Below are 24,625 nucleotides of genomic sequence, written 5' to 3'. Positions count from 1 at the left end.
ATTATAATTCTCGATCCGACCGAACAAGGCCTTCGGCCATGCCAGGGTCGAGCTCCCTGAGATGCGCGGTTGCCATCTGCAGAGCGCCCCGATTTGGGGGAGACTTGCAACCGCGGTTATTCTTGTTATGTGCCGAAAGGCGCAGAGGCGCTTTTGGGGAACTAGGTGCGCATCATTTTGGACCACGACGACTGTCCGAATGCCGACGACCGCAGCGTGGCCGAGCGCATCATTCGTGAGATCGCACTCAACGATGTGGTGACGAAAGGCTCGCTTATTTTGGAGGGCTACAGCGTCGCTTGCCGCATTGCTCAGGCTCTAACCGCCGCGCGTCGCGATGAACGCCGGCGGGGGTTTGATACGCCATTTCGAATGCCGCCAATTAAGAGCGCGCCCGGTGCGCCGGCCGTCGCGGCCCGTCGGCCGAAATTACGCCCACTATATCATTGGACGACAATCGAAGGCGTGCATTTCCAGAGCTACAAAGCAGGAAGGGGCCATCCGCATTTGCTCATCTCGGATGACGCTCGCATTGTCCTGAAGGCTGCCGGGTACGGCAGGAACGTAAGCAGGAAAAATCGCGTCGGCCGACACCAGCCGACGCCGATCGGAAATCTTGCGGAGGACTCCGTCTCCGCCATGGCCATCGGTTCTAGTTAGTCCGATGCAGTCCAAATAAGTACGAAAACCACAACAGATACGGACCCTTATGGCCGATAGCTGCCGCAAAGTTCCGCCGGGAGATTCCTTCTACCGTAAGCTTCAGGGGCGCCGTTTCCCTCCCTTGGATGGGCCATTCAGCCGACTCAACGGCGGCACATGGTCTCGGGTGGGTTACTCCGCCGCTCCGACGCCCGGAACACCGCCACCACGCGCGCGTAGTGCTTCATATAAGCCTGCATCCGCTCTCTCTTGTCGGATGCGGTAGGAAGGAGAAAGCTAATGAAACGGAATTGGGCTGCCGCTGCGAGTGCGGCATTGATCGTCGCCTTGGTCGCTCCCGTCGCCCAGGCAGACTCGATCAGCGGTGTCGAGAACGCGCGCGCCAAGGATCGTGCCGGATATCATTTGAATCGCCAGGATCGCGAGAAGTTGCGTCGCTATGGCCGGAACGACGATTACGGTTATCGCTATGGCTATCCGAGTTACGGTTATTACGAGGGCTATTACGACGGTCCGGGAGTTGACGTTTATGTCGGGCCGGGTAGCGTCGGCGTATACAGCTATTAACAAGCAGCAAAGCTGATGGAAGGTGAACGGCGGGTCGACAGAATCCGCCGTTCTTTTTCGCGAGAGACTACCCGACGGTCGCTGTCGGGGCGTGATGGAAGGGATAGATTCCGAAATACCAAAACAGTATCGCCATCGCGATGAATAGTAAAACGAAGCCTCCGATAAGCATCACGAAGGTGTCCTTGGAGTTCTCGGCACCCTTCACTCTCTCTTCCGTTTCGGTCGTGTCCGTTTCGGTCGTGCCGTTTCGCAGCGGATCTGGGCGAACCATCGCATCTTGTCCTGGAGCTTGATATGAAAGCTCGGAGCATGGCCACAGGTTCCACCCTCGAATATCCGGTCCTGTGCTTACATCCTCCGACTCAACCCTTGAATGATGCCCACGGCAAAGGTCATGGACAAAGACCAATCGGATTAGGGTGTGGATCGCACCTTGAAAAACTCAGTAGCCGACTTCGACCGGGGAAGCTGAAGTGCAAAGAGGTTTCCAAGCGCTAGTAGAGCAGCGCCTCAACGTGTTGACCGCGGCGCTGGTAAACACCGTCGGCGTCGCAGGCGACCCCGCGTTTCGCTATGCATAGGAGCGTTCACCATGGACGATCCCTTTCATCTTGACCGCTTTGTAAAGGCCCAAGCGCATGTATTCGAGCATGTGCTCGAGGAACTTCGGGACGGCCAAAAACGAAGCCACTGGATGTGGTTCGTGTTTCCGCAACTGCATGGACTGGGGTCGAGTCCGACATCGATTTTCTACGGTATCGGTTCGCTCGATGAGGCAAGAGCCTATCTTGCTCATCCCCTACTTGGATTGCGGCTTGAGGAGTCAACACGGCTTGTCCTGAACGCTGCCCATCGCTCTCTCAATGAGATATTCGGCTCGCCGGATGATCTCAAATTCTGTTCTTCGATGACGTTGTTTGCGAATGCTGCCGAACCGGGGAATATTTATGCACGTGCCCTGCAAGCAAAGTGCGGCGGTCCGGATGAACGAACTGAAAAACTGCTGTCCACGCGATCACAATGAAGAGCAACACGTCAACGGGCAGCGCAACTTTCGGTTCAGTGGTGGAGACCACAGTTCCCGCTCGACTCGATCGGCTTCCGTGGGGACGTTTTCATGTTCTCGTTATTGCCGCATTGGGCATCACCTGGATCCTGGATGGGCTCGAGGTGACGCTTGTTGGCGCTCTCGCGGGCGCCCTGATGGCAAGTCCCGTTCTGCAGTTCACCAACACGGACATTGGTTTGGCGACCAGTGCGTACCTTCTCGGTGCGGTTCTCGGCGCCATCTTTTTTGGCTGGCTGACGGACCGTCTTGGGCGCAAGAAGCTGTTTTTTGTGACGCTTACGATTTACATGCTCGCGACCATTGCGACTGCGTTCTCCTGGAATTTTTGGAGCTTCGTCGTGTTCCGTTTTATGACCGGAGCGGGCATAGGCGGCGAATATACCGCGGTAAACTCGACGATTCAGGAACTGATCCCAGCTCGTGTACGTGGCTGGACGGATCTCGTCATCAACGGAAGTTTCTGGCTTGGCACCGCGATCGGCGCCCTAGGCTCGCTGGTTTTACTCGACGCGCGTATGCTGCCATCAGATCTCGGCTGGCGTGCCGCCTTCGCGATCGGCGGTGGATTGAGCTTAATTATTTTTTTCATGCGGCTCTGGATTCCTGAAAGTCCTCGCTGGCTCGTGACCCACGGTCGCGCCGCAGAAGCCAAAGACATCGTGGACGGCATAGAGCACACGCTTCGCGAGGAGGGACACAAAATTCAAGACCTCGTAGGGCCACCTTCGCGTCTGAAGCCGCGGACTCACACGCCGCTTTGGGAAGTTGTCACGACGATCTTGAAGACACATCGCCAACGTGCGTTCGTAGGATTGAGCCTCATGGCGTCGCAAGCCTATTTCTACAATACGGTCTTTTTCACCTATGCGCTTATTCTGACGACATTTTACGGCGTGCCCTCCAACAAGGTCGGTTGGTATATCCTGCCGTTTGCACTCGCAAACTTTTTGGGGCCGCTCTTGATGGGACGCCTGTTCGATACGTGGGGGCGTCGTCAAATGTTGATACTGACATACGGCGTCTCGGGTTTGCTTCTCGCTATCACCGGTTATCTTTTCGCAGCGGATTTCGTCTCTGTCTGGCAGTTGACCCTAGCATGGGCATGCGTGTTTTTTGTCGGCTCAGCAGCCGCCAGTTCGGCATATCTCACAGTAAGTGAATCGTTTCCGTTGGAAGTTCGAGCGCTCGCGATCGCTTTCTTTTATGCAATAGGGACTGGCGTCGGCGGCGTTATTGGACCGCTTCTGCTCGGCTATCTTATCGATACCGGTTCGCGAACCAGTGTATTTTGGGGTTATCTCGTCGGGGCGAGCTTGATGATCGGCGCCGCGATCGTAGCTGCGTTGTGGGCTGCCGCAGTGGAAAGAAAGCCGTTGGAGGCTGTGGCCAAGCCCTTGGCTTCAGCAGAATGACGAAAAACGCGCCAACGCCAACCAACGTTTCAAACGGGGCACAAATGGCTCATAATCAAGCGCGGATATAGATTGTCATTGTGCATTTCCTGACTTTAGAGAACCAGTTCCTCTGCGCTTGAATCGCTAGGGCTTAAGACCAGCGAGTACGATCTGAACTTGGCAACGCTTGCCGTTGAAGTCTGCGCCATAGTCAGCGGCGTCGAGCGCCTTCGGCACCGGCGTCGGCGCCGAGGGCCTCTAACCCATGCAGGTGCCGTTGCCTTGCGGCGTCCGGCTGGCGTTGCAGGCGGAATGATTCCGATCCGGCGCCATTCCTTCATCCAGTCTGAGACGGTCTGCTTCGGACGGTTCCAGTCCGCCGTGAGTTCATCCTGCGATCTGATCGTCCGTTCATCCGCTAACCGCTGCATTAAATCGTCGAGGGCCTGCGTCTTCGACAGACCGTCGGACGGTCGTTTCGGACTGTCCGGATCCCACTTGCTCGGACCGTCACCGGGCTTCTGGTCGTCCGGACGAAACAGGTCGCGGATGACATCGGTCGGCTTCCACCTTGTTATCAATCGCGTGCGCGAGCGCCATCTCGCATACTTCGCTCGGGAAGTCGGTTTCTTCGCTGGCCCAATCACGGAAGGTGCTTCGAAAGCCATGCGCCGTTGCATCGATTTTCAGCCGTCGCAAAAGCATGGTCATCGCCATATCAGACAACGCTTTGCCGTTTGTCCGACGAGAGGGGAACACGAACTCACTCTCAGGCGCGAGCTTCCGAGCTTCTTCGACGATTTCGATTGCTCGCGGCGATAACGGGACGACGTGCTCGCGTTCTGCCTTCATGCGCTCGGCCGGGATCGTCCAGAGTTTCGCCTCCAGATCGAATTCTTCGGGGGGGGCGCCACGCACCTCGCCCGATCGCGCAGCGGTCAGAATCAGAAACTCAAGCGCCAGCCTGATCATTGGATCGCAATCAGCGCTTCTCAGCTTCATAATGAAAGCTGGTACATCGGCGTAGGGTAGGGCAGCGAAGTGCTTGACGTTGCCGATCTGCTTTGGAAGCCCGATCACCGCAATCCGACACGGGTTCTCTCCGCTGCGATGCCCGGCAGCGGTTGCATGGTCGAGTACCGTTCGTAGCCGCTGTAGGACGCGCCGAGCCGTTTCTGGTTTTTCGGTCCAGATCGGCATCAAGATCTTCAGGATGTCACCTGTTTCGATCTTGTTGACCTGCCGCTTACCGATAGTCGGGTAGGCGTAGGTTTCTAGAGTGTTGAGCCACTGGGCCGTGTGCTTGCCGTTCCGCCATGTCTTCAGGTTCGCGGCATGGACGGTCTTCGCGCAGTTCTCGAACGTCGGGACGCCCTCGCGCTCAGCACGCCGGACAACAACGGGATCGAGCCCAACGCGCGCTTTCTTACGAACTTCGTAGGCGAGGTCACGAGCCTCGGCCAGAGTGACGGATTTCGTTCCACCGAGACCCACGTCTCTGCGCCGTCCGCTGGATTGGACGCGGAGCACCCAGCGCGAAGCTTTGGACGGATCGACAATGAGATAGAGGCCGTTGCCATCGCCGTACTTGCCGGGCGTCTTGACCTTCTCGACGAAGGCTGCTGTCAGGCCCTTTTTGCCCTTCGCGACAGTCGTGTCCGTTGTCTCTTTGGATGGCCAATTGTCCCTCCAGCGACGGGTCCCCACTCAGCCCATCCCACACTTTCTTTCGGATTGGAACGGACGGGCCCGAACACGTCCACACAAATATGGACTGAAAAAACGCTAATACTTCGGATTGTTATAGGTGCTTTTTGGACTAACGTGGACTGGTTAGGACCGGTGTGGACTAGGGCTTCTGGCGGAAGGGGTGGGATTCGAACCCACGGTGGACTTGCGCCCACGCCGGTTTTCAAGACCGGTGCCTTAAACCACTCGGCCACCCTTCCAAAGTGCCGCTGCGCTGCAGTTGACGCGCGGGTATGGCCGCGTCTCGGCGTGTTCCTCCTATCCGGTTCGGTTAGCAGCCTCAAGCGCCGTGACGCCCCAGGTACGCTTAACCTGATCCTAAGCCCCATTTGTCATCTTTCAGGCATGCTTCGGCCAAGCTCACGTGCTTCTCTGCGCGGCGAGGGTGCGCTGGGGTGGGCGTAGCGTATCGAGTTGAGTATGCGTACATGAGCAGGGGCCTCTACGGCCGGCTGGCCGCCCGCGCCATGCTGGTGACGACCGCGGCGGCACTCGCATCCGCCTGTTCGAGCAACCCACCCGCCCGCACCATTGGCGGGGTTTCACGCTCGGTTTTTTCCGAAGACGAATACGGCGTCAGCACAAGTCCGCGTGTGGCGGCGAGCCGATATATCCCGAAAGGCGGTGGGACGTACAAGCTTGGAGCACCCTACAAGGTGGCCGGTCGCTGGTACGTACCCCACGAAAATCCAAATTACGTCGAATATGGCGTTGCGTCCTGGTATGGCGCTGACTTTCACGGCCGCAGGACGGCGAATGGCGAGGTCTTTGACGCCAACTCCCTGACTGCAGCGCATCCGACATTGCCGCTGCCGTGCTACGCGCTCGTTACCAATCTCGACAACGGCAAAAGCGTGCTTGTGCGCGTCAACGATCGCGGACCCTACGTCAATGATCGCGTCATTGATATGTCCTATGCCTCGGCCAAGGAACTTGGTTATGTGAACCGGGGCCGGGCTCGCGTCAGGGTTCAATATGCCGGCCGTGCGCCGCTGAATGGCGACGATACCCGTGAGCGCCGATATCTGGCTGAGCAGCAATGGCGGAGCCAGGACTCTTCCGCGCCTGTCGCACTTGCGTCGAACCGCGAATACGCACCTCCAAGATATGGAGATGCAACTTTACCTGCGGACGCTTCCGATCGCTGGTCGCCGATCGGCTATCGTGCGTCGATCGCAGGAAAAGCGCCGCCTTCAATGACGCGCCCAGCTGCAAACAGGACGATTGAAACGGCGAGCTTCGATCAAGGACGCATGTCGCTGACCGCGCCGCCGATTGCGGTCCGGCCGTTCGCACCAGCAAGGACGTACGTGCAAGTTGGATTGCTCCGCGATCGCTCGAATGCAGAACGTCTGCGTCGTGAACTCGGCCTATTGGGCCCGATAGAAGTCGCGCCTATGCAAGTCGCAGATGGCACGCAGGTCTATCGCGTACGCATGGGGCCATTCTCGCCGGACGCCGCAAACCAAACGCAAAATCAGATTGCCGCCTATGGTGTCGCCGATACCGCCATCGTGACAGATTAAAATGAGTTTATGAGTGGTGGCGTTGACCATGCCGCCGCTGGATTCAATACTGAAGTCCGTCGCAAAATGCTGCCTTTCAGAGGTAGCCCTAAGCGAGCTGGCAGACCGATGTTGACCAAAAGCTGCGCCCAGCTTCTTGCTTCGGCGCTCATCGTGATCTCTTTCATGACAGCGGCAGGTCCCGCACTGGCTGCCGAGAGTAGTTTTACGTCCAAGGCACCGCGCGCCATTCTTGTTGACGCTGCGACCGGGGCGACGCTTTTCCAGCAAAGGGCCGACGAACCCGCACCTCCCGCGAGCATGAGCAAGCTGATGACGCTCGCGGTGCTGTTCCGCGCGTTGAAAGAAGGCCGGGTTCACAAGACCGACGAATTCACGATGAGCGTCAACGCCTGGCGCAACGGCGGCGCACCGTCGGGAACGTCAGCCATGATGGTGCCGGTCAACACCAAAGTGACTGTCGACGAATTGATTCAAGGCATCGCCGTGCAGTCGGGCAACGACGCTGCCATGTGCATAGCGGAGGGCATGGCGGGCTCCATAGCAGCCTTCGCACACATGATGAACGACGAAGCGCGGCGCATCGGCTTGACCAGGTCGAGTTTTGCAAACGCGAGCGGGTTGCCGGATCCGAACCAATTGATGAGCGCGCGCGATCTTGCGACCCTCGCGCGCTACGTAATTGATGAATATCCGGAATACTATCCCGTGTTTGCGCAGAAGGAGTTCCTGTACCGCAAGCACCGCTTCATCAACCGCAATCCGTTACTTTTCCTGAATATCGGCGCCGATGGATTGAAGACCGGACACACAGTCGCCTCCGGTTACGGTCTTGTCGGTTCGGCCGTGCAGGATGGAAAGCGCCTGATCGTCGTCGTGAGCGGCTTCGAGAAGGCAGACCAGCGCAAGGAAGAAGCCGTCAAGCTTCTGAGCTGGGGCTTCAACTCGTTCAATTCGGTACGTCTATTTGATGCTGGTGAGGTCATCGGAAAGGCGCGTGTCTGGGGCGGCAAAGTCTGGTACGTGCCGCTCGCCTCGAACAATGACGTCATGTTCACGGTCCCGAAATATCCCGCCAATCAGAAGATTTCGGCCGAAATCGTCTATAAGGCGCCGCTGAAGCCGCCGGTCAAGAAGGGCGATCAGGTCGCCACGCTCAAATTATCGAGTTCGACGAGCGCGTCCGCCGAACTGCCGCTGTATGCCACCGAGGACGTACAAAAGGGCGGCATCGTCCGTGAAGGCGTCGACTCTCTCGTTCTGATGGCGTTGCGCCGGTTGGCATTCTAGAGTACGCGCGAAGCATTGAGGCGAGGCCTATGAAGCGCGGAAAGTTCATCACATTTGAGGGCGGCGAAGGGGTCGGGAAGTCCACCCAGGCAAAGCGCTTGGCCGACCGTCTCGAACGCACGGGCGTTCCGGTCATTGTAACGCGCGAGCCCGGCGGCACGCCGGTGGGCGAAGACGTCCGCGACCTCATTCTGAAGGATCGCCCGACCGATCCTGTCACCGAATTGTTGCTTTTTGCGGCGGCACGCGCCGAGCATGTCACCTCCGTGATCCGCCCCGCGCTCGATGATGGAACGTGGGTCATCTCCGATCGCTTCATCGATTCAACGCGCGTCTATCAGGGCAAACGCTATGGCCTGGAGCCCGAACTGATTTCTCTCCTTGAGCGCTACACTGTTGCGCCTGATTTTCCGGATCTGACCCTAATCCTCGATCTTCCCGCAAACGAAGGCGTCGAACGCGCCCAGAGCCGCGGCACGCTCTCGCGCTACGATGCAGAGCGCATCGAAACGCACGAGACACTGCGCAAGGGCTTTCTCGAAATCGCGACCAACGAGCCGAAACGCTGCGTACTGATCGATGCGAGCTTGCCCGTATCGAGCGTTGAAACAGCCGTGTGGCAAGCCGTTTCGGCGCACCTCCTTGCCGAGGCGCACTGATGGCGCGCGCGCCGTTGGTTGCAGAGTCAGAAGCGCTGCCCGAGTCTGACAGACTCGACGATTTTCCGCACCCGCGCGAGACACGATCGCTTGTTGGGCAAGATGCTGCGATGGCAATGCTGACGGACGCGCTCGCAAGCGGCCGCATGCATCACGCCTGGCTGCTGTCGGGGCCCGAAGGAGTCGGCAAGGCGACGCTCGCCTATCAGTTTGCGAAGATTGCGTTAGCACGTCCGGAAGAGCGCGATCTTTTCGGGCAGGGATTGAGCATCGAGCCGAATTCCCCGACCGACAGGCAGATCCGGGCCATGTCGCATCCGGGGCTGCTCGTCATCCACCGCACCTACGATCCGAAGACCAAACGCTTCTCGCAAACGATCCCGGTGGACGAGGTGCGCCGCCTCAAGGCGTTCTTGGCCTTGAGCGCCGAATCTCAAGGTTGGCGCGTCGTGATCGTCGACAGTGCCGACGACATGAATGCGAATGCCGCCAATGCGCTCCTGAAATCCCTCGAGGAACCGCCGCCGCGTACGATCTTCCTGGTCGTCACATCGGCGCCGGGGCGGCTGCTGGCAACGATACGATCGAGATGCCGAATTGTATCTCTGTCGCCGCTTTCGGAAGCTGATTTGAAACGCGCCGCAGCCCAAGCCCTGACGAGCGTCGGCAAGCCTGTCCCCGAAGCTCATCACTGGGAGTCGCTGCTGCCGCTGGCCCAAGGCAGCGTCGGTCGCGCTCTGACGCTGCTTGGAGGCGGCGGACTGGCGCTCCAGGCCCGGATCGACGCCATTCTGAATGGCCTGCCGAAACTCGACGCCAAATCCGTGCACGCTCTCGGCGATGAACTCCAGGCGCCAGCGCTGGAGAGAAAATTCGAGCTTTTCTTTGAGCTTTATCAGTCGACTCTTGCGCGCCTCATCGCAGCCCAGGCGACGGGGGAGGGGCCGGAGCGGGATGTCGCGCTGGCAGGGCGGCTGATTGGGCCCGAGCGCCTTGCCACATTCGCCGAGCTATGGGAAACAACGGCCCGCGACAAGGCGGATACGTCTGCCCTGAACCTTGACCGCAAATCGCTCATTCTCGGAAGTTTCGCGCGTCTGGAGGCCGCGAGCCGCCGTTGAGCCCAGGGCTCTGCTGCGCCCAACGACCATCGACAAGGAAGCTCACCCGTTGCGCGAAAAATTCTATATTACGACGGCTATCTCCTACCCGAACGGCGTGCCGCATATCGGGCACGCCTACGAGGCCATCGCGACCGACGTCATCGCACGCTTCGAGCGGCTCGACGATAAGGATGTTTTCTTCCTGACGGGCACCGACGAGCACGGCCTCAAGATGAAGCAGACGGCCGAGCGCGAAGGCGTCACTCCGCGAGCCCTTGCCGATCGCAACACCGCGCGTTTCATCGAAATGGCGAAGACGCTCGGTCTCTCGAACGACGATTTCATCCGCACGACGGAAAAGCGCCATTACGACGCTTGTGCAGAACTCTGGCGTCGCATGGAGAAAGCGGGCGATATTTTCAAGCGCCCTTACGGCGGCTGGTATTCTGTGCGCGACGAGACCTACTACAAGGAAAGCGAGACGGAAGTCCGCGACGGGCAGCGCTTTGCAACATCGACGGGAACGCCTGTCGAGTGGAATGAAGAAGAGACCTACTTCTTCCGCCTCTCGGCTTATCAGGACAAGCTGCTCGCGCATTACGAAGCCAATCCCGACTTCATCCTGCCCGCCGAGCGCCGGAACGAGGTCGTCAGCTTCGTGAAGATGGGGCTCGAAGATTTATCGATTTCGCGCACGACGCTCGATTGGGGCATTCCGGTGCCTGATGCGGCGGGCCACGTCATGTACGTCTGGATCGATGCGTTGAACAACTACGTGACGGCGACCGGCCTTTTGACCGACCCGCAAGGTGCGCGCGCACACTACTGGCCCGCCGACGTGCACGTCATCGGCAAGGATATCGTGCGCTTTCACGCCGTCTATTGGCCTGCCTTCCTGATGAGCGCCGGGCTGGCCCTGCCGAAGCGCATCTTCAGCCACGGGTTCGTGCTGAACAAGGGTGAAAAGATGTCGAAGTCGGTCGGCAACGTCGTCGATCCGTTCGATCTCGTCAAAGCCTATGGCCGCGATGCCGTCCGCTATTTCTTCCTGCGCGAAGTCATGTTCGGTCAGGACGGCAACTATTCGCCGGAAGCGATCGCAAACCGCATCAATGCCGACCTTGCGAACAACCTCGGCAACCTCGCACAGCGCTCGCTGTCGATGATCTTCAAGAACTGCGACGGCGCCATTCCGGCTCCCGGCGCGTTCAGCACGGAAGATACAGCGATCCTGGAGGCCGCCGATGCGCTCTATGGACTCGCACGGCGCGAGATGGATCGCCAGGCGATCACGAAATACCTCGACGCCGTCTGGAACGTCGTCGCCGACGCGAACCGCTATTTCGCGGCCGAGGAACCATGGGCGAAAAAGAAGACTGATCCGGCGCGCATGGCGACGATCCTCTACGTCACTGCCGAGTGCGTGCGCCAATTCGCAATTCTTGTACAGCCGGTGATGCCGGAAAGCGCGGCGAAATTGCTCGACCTGCTTGCGGTTCCGGCAGAAGCGCGCACATTTGCAAATCTCGGGGTAGCAGGGCGCCTGACGGCAGGCGCCCCGATCCCGGAGCCGCAGGGCGTTTTCCCACGGTATGTCGATCCGGATGAGCCCAAGGGTAAGAAATCTTGATGCTGGTAGACCATCATTGCCACCTCGACTTCCCTGAGTTTGCGCCGGAGCTGGATCAGGTCGTGGCGCGCGCGCGTGAGGCGGGCGTCGGAACGATGGTGACCATTTCAACGCGCATACGTCAGTTCGACAAGGTGCTGGCGGTAGCGGAGCGCTTTAACAACGTCTACTGCTCCGTCGGCACGCATCCGCACAACGCGCATGAGGAACTCGACATTCCGCTGGAGAAGCTCATCGATCTCACACGGCATCCGAAGGTCGTCGCGGTCGGTGAGGCAGGTCTCGACTACTATTACAAGCATTCGACTCCGGACGCGCAGGCGGAAGGCTTTCGCCGCCATATCGCAGCCGCGCGCGAGACGGGCTTGCCGCTCGAAATTCATACCCGTGACGCTGATGATGATACGATCGCCATTCTCGAGGACGAGCACGCGAAGGGCGCTTTTCCAGCCGTGCTCCATTGTTTTACCGGTGGCCGCGAGCTTGCGATGAGGGCTCTGGAACTCGGACTCTATGTCTCGTTCAGCGGCGTCATCACGTTCAAGAAAAACGATGCGCTGCGCGAGATTGCCCGCGACGTGCCGCTGGACCGTCTGCTGGTCGAGACGGACGCGCCGTTCCTCGCACCCGATCCTTTCCGCGGCAAACGTAACGAACCGTCCTACGTCGTCCGCACCGCGGCAGCACTCGCAACCGTCAAGGGCATCTCGAACGAAGAACTAGCGCGCGCGACGACCGATAATTTCTTCCGGCTCTATAACAAGGCCAAGCGTCTCCCGACAGCATCCTGCGGGCCGGTCGCCGCATGAGCTACAGGTGCACGATCCTGGGATGTGGTTCCTCCGGCGGCGTACCCCGCGTCGGTATGAACTGGGGCGCCTGCGACCCCGAAAACCCAAAGAACAGAAGGCTCCGTTGCTCCGCGCTCATCGAGCGAAAAGGATCGGGAGGACAGACAGCCGTCCTGATCGACACTTCGCCGGATTTTCGCGCGCAGATTCTGGCGACGCGACTGACGGGGCTCGATGCCGTGCTCTACACGCATGACCACGCAGATCATACCCACGGCATTGACGATCTCCGCATGGTCGCATTCGCAATGAAGCGGCGCGTCGACGTCTATTTCGACACCGCGACGGCAGCGAGCCTCAAATCGCGGTTTGGCTATTGCTTCGAGACGCCGGCGGGATCGCCGTATATGCCAATTCTCAACGGCCATGAGATTGACGGCATCAAACCGGTTGCGATCCAAGGCGGCGGTGGCACGATCTCGGCGCAGCCGATCCAACAGTGGCACGGAACTATGCCGTCGCTTGGGTACCGCATCGGGAATCTTGCTTATTCACCCGACATCAGCGATCTGCCGGAAGCCTCGATTCCCATGCTCGAAGGTCTTGACGTGTGGATCGTCGATGCGTTGCGCTACACGCCCCACGAGAGCCATTTCAGCGTCAAGCAGGCGCTCGCCTGGGCCGAGAAGTTAAAGCCGAAGCGCACGATCCTGACGCACATGACGAGCGAACTCGATTACGGGAAGCTCTTAAGTGAGCTGCCGAGCGGCGTCGAGCCTGCCTACGACGGTATGGTCGTTACGTTTTCTTGAGCTTGGCGTACTACCGCCCTCGCAACCCAAGCGCTGACCTTTACTTCCACAGACCGAAGTCTTCCCACTGGTCTTCCGGAATTTCTGCACCAACCTGAAAATCGAAAGTCTTGGCCTTCATCTGGTCGTCTGTTACGGCGCACTTGTACTTCAGTGCGTACCAGCGGTGGTTGGCGCGGATCGCGGCGCCATTGGCGACGACAATATTGTCTTTAAAGGTCGCCCGATTTCTGCTGCTGGTTTTGAGGCGGTCGATGGCTTTCAGGTGCGTGCCCTTTCGGATCGCGTCGAGACCGCGCAAGCTGCAAGCCTGGTGTGCTCGTTCTTCCGGTTCAAGCTTTTGCAACACGCGGTCCATCGAGGCGTCGGCAAATGCTACATGCGGTCCTATCGCTATTCCAACGACGAATAGGCTTCGATAAAGGCCTCTTGCTCCACGCATTTCTGGTGTCTTCCCCCCGTCCCGTGCAACCGCAGGCATGTGCTGCGCGCCGTCCCCCGACGGCGGCCCCAAAACGCGCGAAGATGTGTCGGGATTGAGGCAGAAAGCTGCAACCGTCTGAGATGCTGCGCGTCAGGTATGAGATGAGCTGTTAGCTGCGCTGCCAGTCGGCGCGCTCAGCTAGACATCGGCGTCGATGATGTTGGCATCGGAGGCAACTCCGGACCGATGTGAAGTACGCCAGTCGCGGAAATTGATGACATCGCCGTTTTGCGTACAATGCGGTGATGCGAGTTCGAGGAAAAGCGGAACAAGCTCTTCGGGAGCCGGCAGGCTCGCAGGATCCTCTCCGGGGAAGGCCTTGGCGCGCATGTTGGTCCGTGTCGCGCCGGGGTTGATTAAATTCGCTCGTACGGACGTGTTTGTCAGCTCTGCTGCCCACGTCTTTACGAGCGCCTCCAAGCCCGCCTTGGAGGCGGCGTAGGGGCCCCAGTAAGCGTACTTTCCGCTTGCGGCTCCTGATGTCACGAAGATAGCCCGCCCCGCGTCGGAGCGCTTCAGCAGCGGATCTAGGGTGCGGATAAGACGCCAGTTGGCATTGAGGTTAATATCGATCGTGGCGAGATAGGCCTCTTCCGTCGTGTGTCCGAGCGGTGAAAGCGGCCCAAGAATTCCGGCGTTGGCAACGAGAATATCGAGGTGCTGCCAGCGCTGATAAAGCGTCGGCCCGAGTTGGTCGACACGATCGCCCTTTGTGAGGTCGAGCTGCAGAAGTGTCGCCGCGCCGCCCACGGCGCGAATGTCGTCATCAAGGGATTCGAGCGCGCCGAGCGAGCGCGCCGTTATGACGACGTGAGCGCCTGCCTTGGCGAGCCCCAGCGCGACTGCGCGCCCAATGCCGCGCGATGCGCCAGTGACAAGTGCAATTCGTCCTTTGAGCGGCGCATCATCGAAACTTTGCGTCATGCAAGATACTCAAGCTGCGGGTTGGGGCAGCCGCGCTTGTCAGCCGACCTCGGCCAGAAGCGAAAGCTGGCGCGGAATGGAGCCGTCGTGGTCGGTGAGGCTGGTTGGATAATCACCGGTGAAGCAATGATCGGTGAACTGCGGCGCGCGATCGTCGCGGTGCTCAAGACCGATGGCGCGATAAATGCCGTTGACGGAAAGGAACGCCAGGCTGTCGGCTCCCATGAACTTCCGCATTTCTTCAAGCGATAAGTTCGCCGCGAGCAGGTCCTTTTTGCTCGGCGTGTCGATGCCGTAGTAATCGGGATGCGTAATCGGCGGCGACGATATCCGCATGTGTACTTCCCGCGCTCCGGCATCGCGAATGAGCTGTACGATTTTTTTCGATGTCGTACCGCGGACCACGCTGTCGTCAATCAGGACGACACTGTTCCCGCGAATGACGCCGGGATTGGCCGAATGCTTGAGCTTGACGCCGAGCTGGCGGATGCGTTGTTCCGGCTCGATGAACGTCCGGCCGACATAGTGGTTGCGGATGATGCCAAGCTCGAACGGAATGTTGCTTTGTTGGCTGAAGCCGATCGCAGCGGGAACGCCGGAGTCGGGAATCGGCACGACGACATTGGCATTGATCGGGGCTTCGCGCGCCAGTTCGATACCCATGCGCTTGCGGATGTCATAGACAGTTTGCCCGCCTACGATGGAGTCGGGGCGGGCGAAATAAATGTATTCGAAGATGCACGGCCGCGCCGGGCGCATCGGGAAGGGCCTGTGGCTTTCGAGGCCTTCGTCCGTGATAACCACGACCTCCCCGTTCTCGACTTCGCGGAGAAATTCGGCGCCCACCATATCGAGCGCGCAGGTCTCGGATGCCAGGACGTAGGACGTGCCGAGCCGGCCGATGACGAGCGGTCGTATACCAATTGGATCGCGCGCCCCGATCATCATGTCGTTCGTCAGGCAGACGAGCGCGTACGAGCCTTCCACTTGCCGGATCGCGTCGATGAACCGCTCGACAATGCGACGTTTCTTGGAGCGCGACAGAAGGTGGAGGATGACTTCGGTGTCGGAGGTCGACTGACAGATGGCGCCCGATGAAATAAGTTCGCGGCGCAGCGTCAGGGCATTCGTCAGGTTGCCGTTATGCGCGACGGCAAAACCACCGGTGTCGATATCGCAGAAGAGAGGTTGAACGTTGCGGATAAGGGGATCGCCGGTAGTCGAGTAGCGATCATGTCCGATGGCCATGCGGCCTTTGAGGCGGGCGAGAACGTCAGGTTTCGAGAAGTTGTCGCCGACGAGTCCCATGCGGCGTTCGGAATGGAAGTTGCGGCCGTCGTAGGAGCAGATGCCGGATGCTTCCTGGCCGCGGTGCTGGAGTGCGTGGAGGCCCAGCGCCGTCATGGCCGCGGCGTCCGGGTGATCGAATATGCCGAAGACGCCACACTCCTCGCGCAGGCGGTCGTCGCCATATCGGGTAAACGTCAAACCGTCGACAGTCACGCCGCCTTGCTGTGCCATGCGGCACCTCCCGCGTTTGAGCCGCCCTTATGCCCGATTACGCCGGGTATTCAAAACTGAACGCGCGTTGGCCGCTCGACGCCCGCCGCGTCACGCGACCGTCATATAGTACCGCTTGCCTTTAATGACCAGCGCGACGGAACGCCCTTTTTGGTCAAGAAAGCCTTGCTGGCCACCGGGCTGCTCGGTGCTGGGCGGCGGGTTCGCCGAGGGCTGCGGGATGACCTGCAGAAGTACAGAGCGGATCGCTTCGCCCGTCGACTTCACATAATCGCGAAAGTAGGCATCGCGGACGAGGGGATGCTGCTTGTCCTTATCGGGCGAGATGAATGCCTCGTAGGCCATATAGGGAATGACAAACAGCAGAAACCCGCGAAGCACGCCGAAAATGAAGCCCAGGATCCGGTCGATCATCCCGACCTGGCTGTCGAGGATGGCATCCGAGATGCGCGCGGTAATAAGGTGAACGATGATAAGGACGATCAGCGCCACGACGAGCGCCACGGCGACGGTTGCGATTTGCGGCGGCAGGCTCGTCTGGGCAGCGATTTCGGCCGTCATGTCCTTTTTAGTCGCGAAAATCCAATACCCCACCCCGGCAGCTGCGATCCAGGATAGGATCGAAAGCAGCTCGCGGGCGAAGCCGCGGTACATTGCAAGAAGCCCCGAAATGAACGCGACCGCGATCAACGCGAGGTCCAAGTAAGTCAACGGACCGACCATGGCCGAAATCCCTCTGTGAGCCAGCTCCCCCTGGGGCCGAGATTCGCCCGCACGTTCAGTTGCATGGCGCTGCCGCCGCTGCAAGTGACTTGAGGTGTGCGATGCGGGATAGCGACAACTTCAGGCCCCCACTGTCGACATCGCCGCTTTCGGGTAGAAATGCCTGTAAAAACCCGAGCTTAGAGGCTTCTTTCAGACGTGCCGTCATCATAGCCGCCGCCCTGACGGCGCCGGAAAGCGAAACCTCGCCGAAATAGACGGCATCGCGTGGCAGCGATACGCCAGTCACCGCGGAGAGCAGGGCAGCGGCAGCGGCGAGATCGGCGGCCGGCTCGGCGATTTTCAGGCCGCCTGCAACATTGAGATAGACATCGTGACCGGCGAACGAGACGCCGCAGCGGGCGTCCAGCACCGCGAGAAGCATGGCGAGCCGGTTGCTGTCCCAGCCGACCACCGCCCGACGTGGCGTCCCGAGCCCGGAGGGTGCCACCAAAGCCTGGATTTCGACGAGCAGGGGTCGTGTCCCCTCGATGCCGGCGAAGACTGCAGCCCCGGGGCTTTGATTATCGCGGTCGCCGAGAAAGAGCTCGGATGGGTTTGCGACCTCTTTCAGCCCGCCCGTGACCATTTCGAAGACGCCGATCTCGTCGCTCGGCCCGAACCGGTTCTTGACGGCCCGTAAAATGCGATAGGGGAGGCCGCGGTCACCTTCGAAATACAACACGGTGTCGACCATATGCTCGATCACCTTCGGGCCTGCGATCTGGCCGTCCTTGGTGACGTGCCCGACGAGGAGGAGTGCGGCGCCTGCCATCTTCGCGTAGCGGATCAGAGCCAGCGCCGCGGCGCGGACTTGGCTGACGGTACCGGGAGCCGCGTCGAGCGTGTCGGCCCAGAGCGTCTGGATGGAATCGATGATGACGAGATCCGGCGGGCGATCGTCGCCGAGCGTCGCCAGGATGTTTGCGAGGTTGGTTTCCGACGCGAGACCGACCTGTGCATCCGCGAGCCCGAGCCGCCCGGCGCGAAGTCGGACCTGTGCAATCGCTTCTTCGCCCGAAAAATAAATCGAGCGCCCGCCGCGCCGCGCCAGGTGGGCAGCGACCTGCAGCAGCAGCGTCGATTTTCCGATCCCCGGCTCGCCACCGATCAGGATGGCGGACCCCGGCACGACTCCGCCGCCGGTGACGCGGTCGAGTTCCATGATCCCGGTTGAGAAGCGCGGCGCTTCCTCAGCCGACCCGATCAGCGTTTCGAGCTTGATGATGCGGCCCTTCGATTGGCGCGTGATGCCGGACCCCGGAGGCGGCCCTGCGTCGGTTTCTTCGACGAGCGTGTTCCATTCCCCGCACGCGCCGCACTTTCCCGCCCAGCGGGCCGCAGTGGCTCCGCATGCCTGACAGACGTAAAGTGATTTCGCAGGCTTCGCCATTACGCAGCGCTCTCGAAGTAGAGTCGCGTGAAGCGCGGGCCGAGACGCGTCAGGATTTCATAGCCGATCGTGCCGGCAGTAAAACCTGCGTCCTCGATCGTTAAGCCTTCGCCGATCAGCGTCGCGAATTCGCCGGGCTTCGCCGCGCCATCAGGAAGGTCGGTGACGTCGACTGTTATGAGATCCATCGACACGCGGCCGACGAGGGGCGCCAGATTTCCGGCTATCATGACGTGTCCGCCCGGCCGTCCATCGGGCGCGCTCGCGGTTCTCGGCACACCGTCCGCGTAGCCGGCCGCGATCGTTGCAATACGGCTCGGACGCTTGGCACGCCACGTCGCCGAATAGCCGACGGTTTCTCCGGGCGCGACATCTGCGACAGCAAGAATGCGCGCCGCAACCCTCACGGCGGGTTTGACCGGCGCTGGAGCGAGCTGTGACGCCTGTCCGCCGTAAATCGCGTAACCCGGCCGGACGAGATCGAAGTGATAGGCTGGGCCGAGCATCAATCCATCGGACGCTGCGAGACTTCGCGGCACGCCTGGAAAAAGCGCCGACAGCGTTTCGAACGCCAATAGCTGATCGCGATTTTTCGGATCGCGCGGATTATCCGCCGAAGCCAGATGGCTCATTACGAGTTCTAAGCGAATGCTGCCCAAGAAATTCGCATCGGCGGCGAGATGACGAACGTCTCGTGCCGGCAGCCCGAGGCGATGCAGCCCCGTGTCGATATGGATGGCAGCGGGTAGCGCTTCGCCGCGCATCCGAGAGAGAGCCGCCCAAACGGAAATATCGTCAATCGTCGAGAGTACAGGCTTGACGCCTTGATGTGCGAAGACCGTTGCCGCGCCCTCGACCAGTCCGTCAAGCGCATAAATTTGAGCGTCCGGCGCGAGCTTTCGTGCAATCTCCGCTTCGTCAGGCGTCGCAATGAAGAAAGTCGTGCATCCGGCCTGCGTTAGCGTGGCTATTATGCGCTCCGCACCGAGGCCATAGGCGTCGGCTTTGACGACGGCGGCGCACTGCGCGGGCGCAACCTTCGCCGCCAGCGCTTTCCAGTTGGCCGCGATCTGTACGAGATCGATGGTGATCGTGCCGGTGGCGCCTGCGAGCGATCCCGACATGCGCGCGTTCACCGTCATTCGTTCCTTCCAAGTTTCAACCGCTAATGCGAGGGCAACATATAGTCCCGCGCCAGATTGCCGAAGCGCGTGAATTGCCCTTCGAACGACAATTCGACGGTGCCGACAGGCCCGTGACGCTGCTTCCCGATGATAACCTCGGCTTTCCCCGAGACCTGGCTCATCTTCGTCATCCAATCGGCAAATTCAGGCGTTCCTTCGGCGGGCTTCAGGCGTTCGACGTAATATTCCTCGCGGAACACGAACATCACGACGTCGGCATCCTGCTCGATCGAGCCCGATTCACGGAGGTCGGAGAGCTGCGGGCGCTTGTCCTCGCGCGTTTCGACCTGACGCGAGAGCTGCGACAGCGCCATGATCGGAACGTTCAATTCCTTGGCGAGAGCCTTGAGGCCCGTCGTAATCTCGGTAATTTCCTGCACGCGGTTGTCGCTGCGTGCCTTCGATCCCGCGAGCAGCTGCAGATAGTCGACAACCAGCATGTCGAGCCCGTGTTGCCGCTTGAGCTTGCGCGCCCTGGCCGAAAGCTGCGCGATCGTGATGCCGCCCGTCTGATCGATGTAGAGCGGAATGCGCGACATCTCGTTGGCGACATTGGCAAGTTTGCGGAATTCGTTCTCGTCGATCATGCCGCGGCGGATTTTCTCGGAGCTGATTTCCGCCTGTTCCGCGAGAATACGCGTTGCAAGCTGCTCCGACGACATTTCGAGGGAGAAGAAACCGACGATCCCGCCATCGGTCGTTTCCATCGTGCCGTCGGGGCGTCGCTCGCTGCGATGCGCTTTTGCGACGTTGTAGGCGATGTTTGTTGCGAGCGCCGTTTTGCCCATCGACGGCCGACCCGCGAGAATAATGAGGTCCGAGCGCTGCAGACCGCCGAGCTTGTTGTCGAGATCGGCGAGTCCGGTCGATGCGCCCGAAAGATGGCCGGAGCGCTGGAAGGCGCTGTTCGCCATCTCGATTGCGGTCGTCAGCGCCGACTTGAAAGTCTCGAATCCTTTGCCGTACTTGTTCTGCTCGGCGAGCGAGTAGAGGCGACTTTCGGCGTCTTCGATTTGTGCGCGGGGGGCGTTGTCTACGGCGCTGTCGTAGGCCGTGTTGACCATGTCTTCGCCGATCAGGATCAGCGAACGGCGCGTCGCGAGGTCGTAGATCGTGCGGCCGTACTCCGCCGCATTGATGACCGTCGTGGCGTTGGCCGCGAGCCGGCCAAGATATTGCGGCACCGTCATCGTGGCGTCGATCGGCTCGACGTTCTCGAAGAACGTCTTGACCGTCACCGGCGTTGCCGTCTTGCCTGCATGGATCAGCGTCGCGAGCGTCTCGTAAATGCGCCCGTGCAGCGGATCGAAGAAATGATCGGGAGAGAGAAAGCCCGAGACGCGATCGAGAGCCTCGTTGTTGACGAGGATCGCCCCCAAAAGCGCCTGCTCGGCTTCGAGGTTATGCGGAGGCTGCCGGAATGTCAGCGGTTCGGTTGCCGAGCCAGCCTGCTTGAGCTTCTCGGTTGCGAGGACTGCGGGATCTGCCATGCGCGGGACGCTAGCAGATTCCATTTCCGGAACGTCAGGATACGGCGGCGTGCTTTGCAGCCGTCCCCGTTATCAACACCATGAGCCGGAAAGGCTTGGCCGTTGCGAATCGAACAACAGCCAAGCCTGCCGGTGCAACCTGCAGCCGAAACGGATCAGGATTTCTCCGCTTCTTCCGATGCTTCGGCGGTGTGGCCTTCCTCGAATACGGCGTCCGGATTGAACGTTTCGAGTTCGAGCGCTTCGTCCTTGAGAACGGCGACGTCTTCGCCGCGCGCCTGCTTGTCGGCTTCGTCCTGCGAGCGCGCGATGTTGAGCGTGACGGTGCTTACAACTTCCGGGTGAAGCTGAACCTTGGCGGGCGTCAGTCCGAGCGATTTGATCGGCTTGTCGAGAACGATCTGGTTGCGATTGACCGTGAAGCCGCCGGCACTGACCGTCTCGGCGATGTCGCGCGTCGACACCGAACCGTAAAGCTGACCGGTATCGCCGGCAGCACGAATGATGACGAACGTTTGTCCGTTGAGCTTCGCGGAAACGGCTTCGGCTTCCGTCTTGTGAGCGAGGTTGTCGGCTTCGAGCTGCGCGCGGCGGCCCTCGAACACCTTCTTGTTGTCTTCCGTTGCGCGGAGCGCCTTTTTCTGCGGCAGCAGGTAGTTGCGCGCATAACCGTCCTTGACGTTGACGATGTCGCCCATCTGACCGAGGCGGCCGATGCGTTGAAGCAGGATGACTTGCATGAGTTTGGCTCCTTTTGGGTTCGTTTGATCAGGTACAATTCAGTTTGGAGGTTCGGGCGGCTTGCCGGCGGCGCGGTAGCCGAACACGGTTTCGGCGAGCCCGACGAGGGCCAGCAGCAATCCGATGTGCGGCACCAGGACTGCGCCGATATAGAGCGCGCTCAGAATGAAGGTCCGCCATGGCGAGCCGCGCGTCAGCACGTGTACGAGGCCGAGTCCGACGAGTGCGAAAGCGAGCGTGAACGGCGCTGCGACGCCCGCCGCGAGCAGCCCGGTCATTCCGCCGGTGAACGTCAGACCGATTGCAGCGAACAGCACGAGCGTTGCACCGGCCGGCATCTTGAATTGTGCGAGATCCGGCCACGGACGGACGAGGCGTCCCGAAGCCAGCGTAATGCGGCCCGCGAGCCAGAGATTGAGCAATGTCGTCGCCATTGCCAAGAGACCCAGCGCCCACGGCAGCGTCGAGAGCGTCGAGCGCGTGATTTGATCAATTTCGGCTTCGCCGATCGCGGGAGCGCCCGGAATCTGGGAGAGTTCCGATTTCACGAAGGCTTCGACCGCACCGCGAAGCATCTTCGTTAGTGTGTCGGTGTCGCCGCCCATCAGGATGAGCGCCAGCATCGCGAAGACGCCTGCAAATAGTGCCGCCACGACGACGACGCGGCCGATAGGGTACCATTCGCGCTCATCTTCCGGTCCGCGGCTCATCAGCGTGAAGCGCGTGCAGATGACGGCAGGGATTGCCGTGCTGATGGCATAAACTTCAGCCGTCAGCGGATTGGCGATCAGCATCACCGCAGCCGTCGCGGTAATGGCGGCAATCGCGCCCGCGATAACTCCGAGACCGAGACCGGCAAGATAGAGGGAAAGCGGCGTCAGGAGAAAAAGGACGACGCGGAGCATCACGGCTCCCGTCGTCGCCGACGCGAAGACGACCGAGGAGATAACGCCGGCCGCAATGGCAAGAAGAAAAACGTTCGTCGGCATCGTTTGCTGTCCCGCGTTTCGAGCGGTTAGAGCCGGATCCGGTTTCCCGTCCCGACCCAACGTTTCTCGTTTGCGCCTTCCGACTCCGCCGCGCGGAGCCGGCCGGAAGGCGCAGTTTATTTAATTACATACGGGAGCAGACCAAGGAAGCGGGCGCGCTTGATGGCCTGCGCCAGCTCGCGCTGCTTCTTCGCCGAGACGGCCGTAATGCGGCTCGGAACGATCTTGCCCCGTTCGGAAATGTAGCGGCCGAGCGTGCGCACGTCCTTGTAGTCGATCTTGGGAGCGCCTTCGCCCGAGAACGGGCAGGTCTTGCGACGACGCTGGAACGGACGACGGGCGCCGCCGCCACTGGAAGCGATTTCAGCCATGGGTCAGCCCTCCGAGCCAGGATTAGAGTCACGCGGCGGACGAGGTACGCGCGGCGCCTCTCCGTCACGAGGCGGACGCGGACCGCGGTCGCCGTCTCTGGGCGGACGCGAGCGGAACGTCGAGCCGCCTTCACGGCCGCCGAAACCACCGCGGTCACCGCGCGGCGGGCCGCCACGGCCACCGCCGCCAAAGCCGCGATCACCGCGTTCGTCGCGATCCTGCTTGCGCATCTGGACGCTCGGCTCGGTTTCCAGCTCGTCGACGCGAATGGTCAAGAAGCGGATGACGTCGGAATTGATGCCCATGCGCCGTTCCATCTCAGTCACCGCGGCGGGCGGCGCGTCGATGTTGAAGAAGGCGTAGTGAGCCTTGCGATTTTTCTTGATCTTGAAAGCAAGGTTTTTCAGTCCCCAATATTCCTGCTTGGTGACTTTGCCCTGGCCTTCCTCGACGACGCCCTGGAATTCCTTCATCAGGGCCTCGACTTGAGCTTGGGTCACGTCCTGGCGCGCCAGGAACGTATGCTCGTAAAGCGGCATACGATGGCCTTTCGGTTCGAGTTGTCGCGTTTTTCAACGCGGGTCGCATCCCTCCGGCGCAAAGCCCCAATCAGGCCCGAGAAAGGCCGATCTGGTACCCATCAGGAGAAGACACTGGGGGACGACGTTCAAAACGCCTCTCGGTTGCACCTCCTTGGAAATGCAACCCAAGCCCCCGATCAGCCTCCAACCGGAGCGGAAAGCGCGCTTATACAGGATTTGGCCGATCCGGCAAGGGTTCCGGCTGCCCGCAACATGGGCGCCGCGCCGCGGCCTAGTCGCAGCACCCTAGCAATTTCTTGGTCTACAACCACAGGGCTGTCGCCTCAGCACCAGGGAATCATGGCCTAACGGGGCCCGTAGGACGCCTCACCCGGTGCGTCGAGGGAGAAACAACCATGAAGTTCGCAGCTTATACCGAGGAAACCATCTGGGCGGTCGAAGACACGGAAGAGGCTGCTCGTTCCGAGGGCGAGGCGACGATGCAGGAAATGGGTGCTTCCGCCGAGGCGGCATCGCTCAAGGTCGCGCCAATCGACGACGATCTCGTCGAAGCCCTCGCCCAGGCGGAAACCACAGGCGAAGATGTCCTGTTTGATTTGATTGATGGCGAACTCTGCGAAGTCGAGACGGTCGAGGGCTAAAGCACTGCCCTCTGGAAACCATAGGCAATCGCCTTGATGATCCGCGGATCTCGAGCCGCCACGGAGTGAGCGGCGTAGCTTTCAGGATTCGCCATCGCCAATGTCTCTACGGCGATTGATTGCACCGGCAGACCCACAGGCGCCGCCCGATGAAACGCGGGCTGGTGCCGTTTTGCCGTTCGTCGCGATAGCGCTCTGCGCCTGCGTGCGCATCAGTTTCCCGGTTGAACATAGGCGCGCGTTAAGGATTGGCGGGGTCGCGGCAGACCGCCTCCCAGCCTTGACAGGGGCTGGAGGGGAGTGGACTAAGGCCGCCGCGTCCGTTG

At 60.5% G+C, this 24,625-nt stretch carries 25 protein-coding genes and 1 tRNA gene; 12 read left to right on the top strand and 14 right to left on the bottom strand.

What is annotated here, in order from left to right; translation table 11 throughout:
* The first annotated feature begins 165 nt into the window (after window positions 1-165).
* Both HYPDE_RS07565 and HYPDE_RS07560 read left to right on the top strand, forming a co-directional pair.
* Entirely contained in the window at window positions 166-660 is a 495-nt protein-coding gene (locus HYPDE_RS07565) for a hypothetical protein (RefSeq protein ID WP_015597824.1), read from the top strand.
* Window positions 661-942: 282 nt separating this feature from the next.
* The gene (locus HYPDE_RS07560) at window positions 943-1,230 is read left to right on the top strand and encodes a hypothetical protein (RefSeq protein WP_015597823.1); all 288 of its coding nucleotides are present in this window, start codon (window positions 943-945) and stop codon (window positions 1,228-1,230) included.
* A gap of 67 nt (window positions 1,231-1,297) precedes the next feature.
* Here the strand turns inward: HYPDE_RS07560 and HYPDE_RS07555 are convergent, their stop codons facing one another.
* A complete protein-coding gene (locus HYPDE_RS07555; RefSeq protein WP_015597822.1) occupies window positions 1,298-1,504 on the bottom strand; it encodes a hypothetical protein in 207 nt (68 codons plus the stop codon).
* Window positions 1,505-1,825: 321 nt separating this feature from the next.
* Between HYPDE_RS07555 and HYPDE_RS07550 the strand changes: the two genes are divergently transcribed.
* Window positions 1,826-2,257 carry a DUF1810 domain-containing protein gene (locus tag HYPDE_RS07550; RefSeq protein ID WP_015597821.1) on the top strand — a complete coding sequence of 144 codons (432 nt, stop codon included), beginning with the start codon at window positions 1,826-1,828 and terminating at the stop codon, window positions 2,255-2,257.
* Window positions 2,254-3,714, top strand: coding sequence for an MFS transporter (locus HYPDE_RS07545; RefSeq protein WP_015597820.1), 1,461 nt, complete (start codon window positions 2,254-2,256; stop codon window positions 3,712-3,714). Before HYPDE_RS07550 ends, HYPDE_RS07545 begins: the two co-directional genes overlap by 4 nt.
* Before the next feature lie 492 nt (window positions 3,715-4,206).
* Here the strand turns inward: HYPDE_RS07545 and HYPDE_RS07540 are convergent, their stop codons facing one another.
* Window positions 4,207-5,403, bottom strand: coding sequence for a tyrosine-type recombinase/integrase (locus tag HYPDE_RS07540; protein ID WP_015597818.1), 1,197 nt, complete (start codon window positions 5,401-5,403; stop codon window positions 4,207-4,209).
* A 152-nt stretch (window positions 5,404-5,555) separates the two neighbouring features.
* Window positions 5,556-5,645 (bottom strand) — tRNA-Ser (locus HYPDE_RS07535).
* 228 nt (window positions 5,646-5,873) lie between these two features.
* Between HYPDE_RS07535 and HYPDE_RS07530 the strand changes: the two genes are divergently transcribed.
* The 7 genes from HYPDE_RS07530 (at window position 5,874) to HYPDE_RS07500 (ending at window position 13,256) form a co-directional block, all read left to right on the top strand.
* Window positions 5,874-6,971 carry a septal ring lytic transglycosylase RlpA family protein gene (locus HYPDE_RS07530; RefSeq protein WP_015597817.1) on the top strand — a complete coding sequence of 366 codons (1,098 nt, stop codon included), beginning with the start codon at window positions 5,874-5,876 and terminating at the stop codon, window positions 6,969-6,971.
* A 108-nt stretch (window positions 6,972-7,079) separates the two neighbouring features.
* Window positions 7,080-8,261, top strand: a complete 1,182-nt coding sequence (locus HYPDE_RS07525) for a D-alanyl-D-alanine carboxypeptidase family protein (protein WP_015597816.1) — start codon at window positions 7,080-7,082, stop codon at window positions 8,259-8,261.
* Window positions 8,262-8,290: 29 nt separating this feature from the next.
* Entirely contained in the window at window positions 8,291-8,920 is a 630-nt protein-coding gene (gene tmk, locus HYPDE_RS07520) for a dTMP kinase (protein ID WP_015597815.1), read from the top strand.
* Window positions 8,920-10,041 carry a DNA polymerase III subunit delta' gene (locus HYPDE_RS07515; RefSeq protein ID WP_015597814.1) on the top strand — a complete coding sequence of 374 codons (1,122 nt, stop codon included), beginning with the start codon at window positions 8,920-8,922 and terminating at the stop codon, window positions 10,039-10,041. Before tmk ends, HYPDE_RS07515 begins: the two co-directional genes overlap by 1 nt.
* A 49-nt stretch (window positions 10,042-10,090) precedes the next feature.
* On the top strand, window positions 10,091-11,653 hold the full coding sequence (gene metG / locus HYPDE_RS07510) for a methionine--tRNA ligase (protein ID WP_041320159.1): 1,563 nt from the start codon (window positions 10,091-10,093) through the stop codon (window positions 11,651-11,653).
* Window positions 11,653-12,462, top strand: coding sequence for a TatD family hydrolase (locus HYPDE_RS07505; RefSeq protein WP_015597812.1), 810 nt, complete (start codon window positions 11,653-11,655; stop codon window positions 12,460-12,462). Before metG ends, HYPDE_RS07505 begins: the two co-directional genes overlap by 1 nt.
* Window positions 12,459-13,256, top strand: a complete 798-nt coding sequence (locus tag HYPDE_RS07500; RefSeq protein ID WP_015597811.1) for an MBL fold metallo-hydrolase — start codon at window positions 12,459-12,461, stop codon at window positions 13,254-13,256. The genes HYPDE_RS07505 and HYPDE_RS07500 overlap by 4 nt, the downstream gene beginning before the upstream one ends.
* A 40-nt stretch (window positions 13,257-13,296) precedes the next feature.
* On the opposite strand, the gene HYPDE_RS07495 is transcribed toward HYPDE_RS07500, so the two are convergent.
* The 11 genes from HYPDE_RS07495 to rpsF all read right to left on the bottom strand — a co-directional run bounded on the left by HYPDE_RS07495 (window position 13,297) and on the right by rpsF (window position 23,655).
* On the bottom strand, window positions 13,297-13,698 hold the full coding sequence (locus HYPDE_RS07495) for a DUF930 domain-containing protein (protein WP_041320157.1): 402 nt from the start codon (window positions 13,696-13,698) through the stop codon (window positions 13,297-13,299).
* A gap of 180 nt (window positions 13,699-13,878) precedes the next feature.
* Complete coding sequence (locus HYPDE_RS07490; RefSeq protein WP_015597809.1) at window positions 13,879-14,664, bottom strand: SDR family NAD(P)-dependent oxidoreductase; 786 nt, start codon at window positions 14,662-14,664, stop codon at window positions 13,879-13,881.
* Window positions 14,665-14,703: 39 nt separating this feature from the next.
* Window positions 14,704-16,185 (bottom strand): amidophosphoribosyltransferase, encoded by a 1,482-nt coding sequence (gene purF / locus HYPDE_RS07485; RefSeq protein WP_015597808.1) that lies wholly within the window; start codon window positions 16,183-16,185, stop codon window positions 14,704-14,706.
* Between the two features lie 90 nt (window positions 16,186-16,275).
* Window positions 16,276-16,908, bottom strand: a complete 633-nt coding sequence (locus tag HYPDE_RS07480) for a CvpA family protein (RefSeq protein ID WP_015597807.1) — start codon at window positions 16,906-16,908, stop codon at window positions 16,276-16,278.
* A gap of 55 nt (window positions 16,909-16,963) precedes the next feature.
* Window positions 16,964-18,340, bottom strand: coding sequence for a DNA repair protein RadA (gene radA / locus HYPDE_RS07475; protein WP_015597806.1), 1,377 nt, complete (start codon window positions 18,338-18,340; stop codon window positions 16,964-16,966).
* Window positions 18,340-19,482: an alanine racemase gene (alr, locus tag HYPDE_RS07470; RefSeq protein WP_015597805.1), complete on the bottom strand. Its 1,143-nt coding sequence runs from the start codon at window positions 19,480-19,482 to the stop codon at window positions 18,340-18,342. The genes radA and alr overlap by 1 nt, the downstream gene beginning before the upstream one ends.
* A 23-nt stretch (window positions 19,483-19,505) precedes the next feature.
* Window positions 19,506-21,014, bottom strand: coding sequence for a replicative DNA helicase (locus HYPDE_RS07465; RefSeq protein WP_041320155.1), 1,509 nt, complete (start codon window positions 21,012-21,014; stop codon window positions 19,506-19,508).
* Between the two features lie 155 nt (window positions 21,015-21,169).
* Window positions 21,170-21,754: a 50S ribosomal protein L9 gene (rplI, locus tag HYPDE_RS07460; protein ID WP_015597803.1), complete on the bottom strand. Its 585-nt coding sequence runs from the start codon at window positions 21,752-21,754 to the stop codon at window positions 21,170-21,172.
* Window positions 21,755-21,793: 39 nt separating this feature from the next.
* The gene (locus HYPDE_RS07455) at window positions 21,794-22,744 is read right to left on the bottom strand and encodes a DUF2232 domain-containing protein (protein ID WP_051111982.1); all 951 of its coding nucleotides are present in this window, start codon (window positions 22,742-22,744) and stop codon (window positions 21,794-21,796) included.
* A 116-nt stretch (window positions 22,745-22,860) separates the two neighbouring features.
* Window positions 22,861-23,115, bottom strand: coding sequence for a 30S ribosomal protein S18 (gene rpsR, locus HYPDE_RS07450; RefSeq protein WP_013215683.1), 255 nt, complete (start codon window positions 23,113-23,115; stop codon window positions 22,861-22,863).
* Window positions 23,116-23,118: 3 nt separating this feature from the next.
* The gene (gene rpsF / locus HYPDE_RS07445) at window positions 23,119-23,655 is read right to left on the bottom strand and encodes a 30S ribosomal protein S6 (RefSeq protein ID WP_015597801.1); all 537 of its coding nucleotides are present in this window, start codon (window positions 23,653-23,655) and stop codon (window positions 23,119-23,121) included.
* Window positions 23,656-24,053: 398 nt separating this feature from the next.
* Between rpsF and HYPDE_RS07440 the strand changes: the two genes are divergently transcribed.
* Window positions 24,054-24,299, top strand: a complete 246-nt coding sequence (locus HYPDE_RS07440) for a hypothetical protein (protein WP_015597799.1) — start codon at window positions 24,054-24,056, stop codon at window positions 24,297-24,299.
* Window positions 24,300-24,625: the final 326 nt, after the last annotated feature.

Origin of the sequence: Hyphomicrobium denitrificans 1NES1, from assembly GCF_000230975.2 — a bacterium.
Classification (GTDB): Bacteria; Pseudomonadota; Alphaproteobacteria; order Rhizobiales; family Hyphomicrobiaceae; genus Hyphomicrobium_B; species Hyphomicrobium_B denitrificans_A.
This window is presented reverse-complemented; position numbering and strand designations above follow the sequence as displayed.

Excerpts from the sequence above, each read along its gene's own strand:
- radA (WP_015597806.1), bottom strand. The coding sequence starts at position 18,340 with ATGGCGAAGCCTGCGAAATCACTTTACGTCTGTCAGGCATGCGGAGCC.
- HYPDE_RS07525 (WP_015597816.1), top strand. The coding sequence starts at position 7,080 with ATGTTGACCAAAAGCTGCGCCCAGCTTCTTGCTTCGGCGCTCATCGTG.
- HYPDE_RS07560 (WP_015597823.1), top strand. The coding sequence starts at position 943 with ATGAAACGGAATTGGGCTGCCGCTGCGAGTGCGGCATTGATCGTCGCC.
- rpsF (WP_015597801.1), bottom strand. The coding sequence starts at position 23,655 with ATGCCGCTTTACGAGCATACGTTCCTGGCGCGCCAGGACGTGACCCAA.
- alr (WP_015597805.1), bottom strand. The coding sequence starts at position 19,482 with ATGACGGTGAACGCGCGCATGTCGGGATCGCTCGCAGGCGCCACCGGC.
- HYPDE_RS07550 (WP_015597821.1), top strand. The coding sequence starts at position 1,826 with ATGGACGATCCCTTTCATCTTGACCGCTTTGTAAAGGCCCAAGCGCAT.
- HYPDE_RS07495 (WP_041320157.1), bottom strand. The coding sequence starts at position 13,698 with ATGCGTGGAGCAAGAGGCCTTTATCGAAGCCTATTCGTCGTTGGAATA.
- HYPDE_RS07490 (WP_015597809.1), bottom strand. The coding sequence starts at position 14,664 with ATGACGCAAAGTTTCGATGATGCGCCGCTCAAAGGACGAATTGCACTT.
- HYPDE_RS07480 (WP_015597807.1), bottom strand. The coding sequence starts at position 16,908 with ATGGTCGGTCCGTTGACTTACTTGGACCTCGCGTTGATCGCGGTCGCG.
- HYPDE_RS07440 (WP_015597799.1), top strand. The coding sequence starts at position 24,054 with ATGAAGTTCGCAGCTTATACCGAGGAAACCATCTGGGCGGTCGAAGAC.
- HYPDE_RS07505 (WP_015597812.1), top strand. The coding sequence starts at position 11,653 with ATGCTGGTAGACCATCATTGCCACCTCGACTTCCCTGAGTTTGCGCCG.
- HYPDE_RS07545 (WP_015597820.1), top strand. The coding sequence starts at position 2,254 with ATGAAGAGCAACACGTCAACGGGCAGCGCAACTTTCGGTTCAGTGGTG.
- HYPDE_RS07515 (WP_015597814.1), top strand. The coding sequence starts at position 8,920 with ATGGCGCGCGCGCCGTTGGTTGCAGAGTCAGAAGCGCTGCCCGAGTCT.
- rpsR (WP_013215683.1), bottom strand. The coding sequence starts at position 23,115 with ATGGCTGAAATCGCTTCCAGTGGCGGCGGCGCCCGTCGTCCGTTCCAG.
- HYPDE_RS07500 (WP_015597811.1), top strand. The coding sequence starts at position 12,459 with ATGAGCTACAGGTGCACGATCCTGGGATGTGGTTCCTCCGGCGGCGTA.
- HYPDE_RS07465 (WP_041320155.1), bottom strand. The coding sequence starts at position 21,014 with ATGGCAGATCCCGCAGTCCTCGCAACCGAGAAGCTCAAGCAGGCTGGC.
- tmk (WP_015597815.1), top strand. The coding sequence starts at position 8,291 with ATGAAGCGCGGAAAGTTCATCACATTTGAGGGCGGCGAAGGGGTCGGG.
- rplI (WP_015597803.1), bottom strand. The coding sequence starts at position 21,754 with ATGCAAGTCATCCTGCTTCAACGCATCGGCCGCCTCGGTCAGATGGGC.
- HYPDE_RS07555 (WP_015597822.1), bottom strand. The coding sequence starts at position 1,504 with ATGGTTCGCCCAGATCCGCTGCGAAACGGCACGACCGAAACGGACACG.
- HYPDE_RS07530 (WP_015597817.1), top strand. The coding sequence starts at position 5,874 with ATGAGCAGGGGCCTCTACGGCCGGCTGGCCGCCCGCGCCATGCTGGTG.
- purF (WP_015597808.1), bottom strand. The coding sequence starts at position 16,185 with ATGGCACAGCAAGGCGGCGTGACTGTCGACGGTTTGACGTTTACCCGA.
- HYPDE_RS07455 (WP_051111982.1), bottom strand. The coding sequence starts at position 22,744 with ATGCCGACGAACGTTTTTCTTCTTGCCATTGCGGCCGGCGTTATCTCC.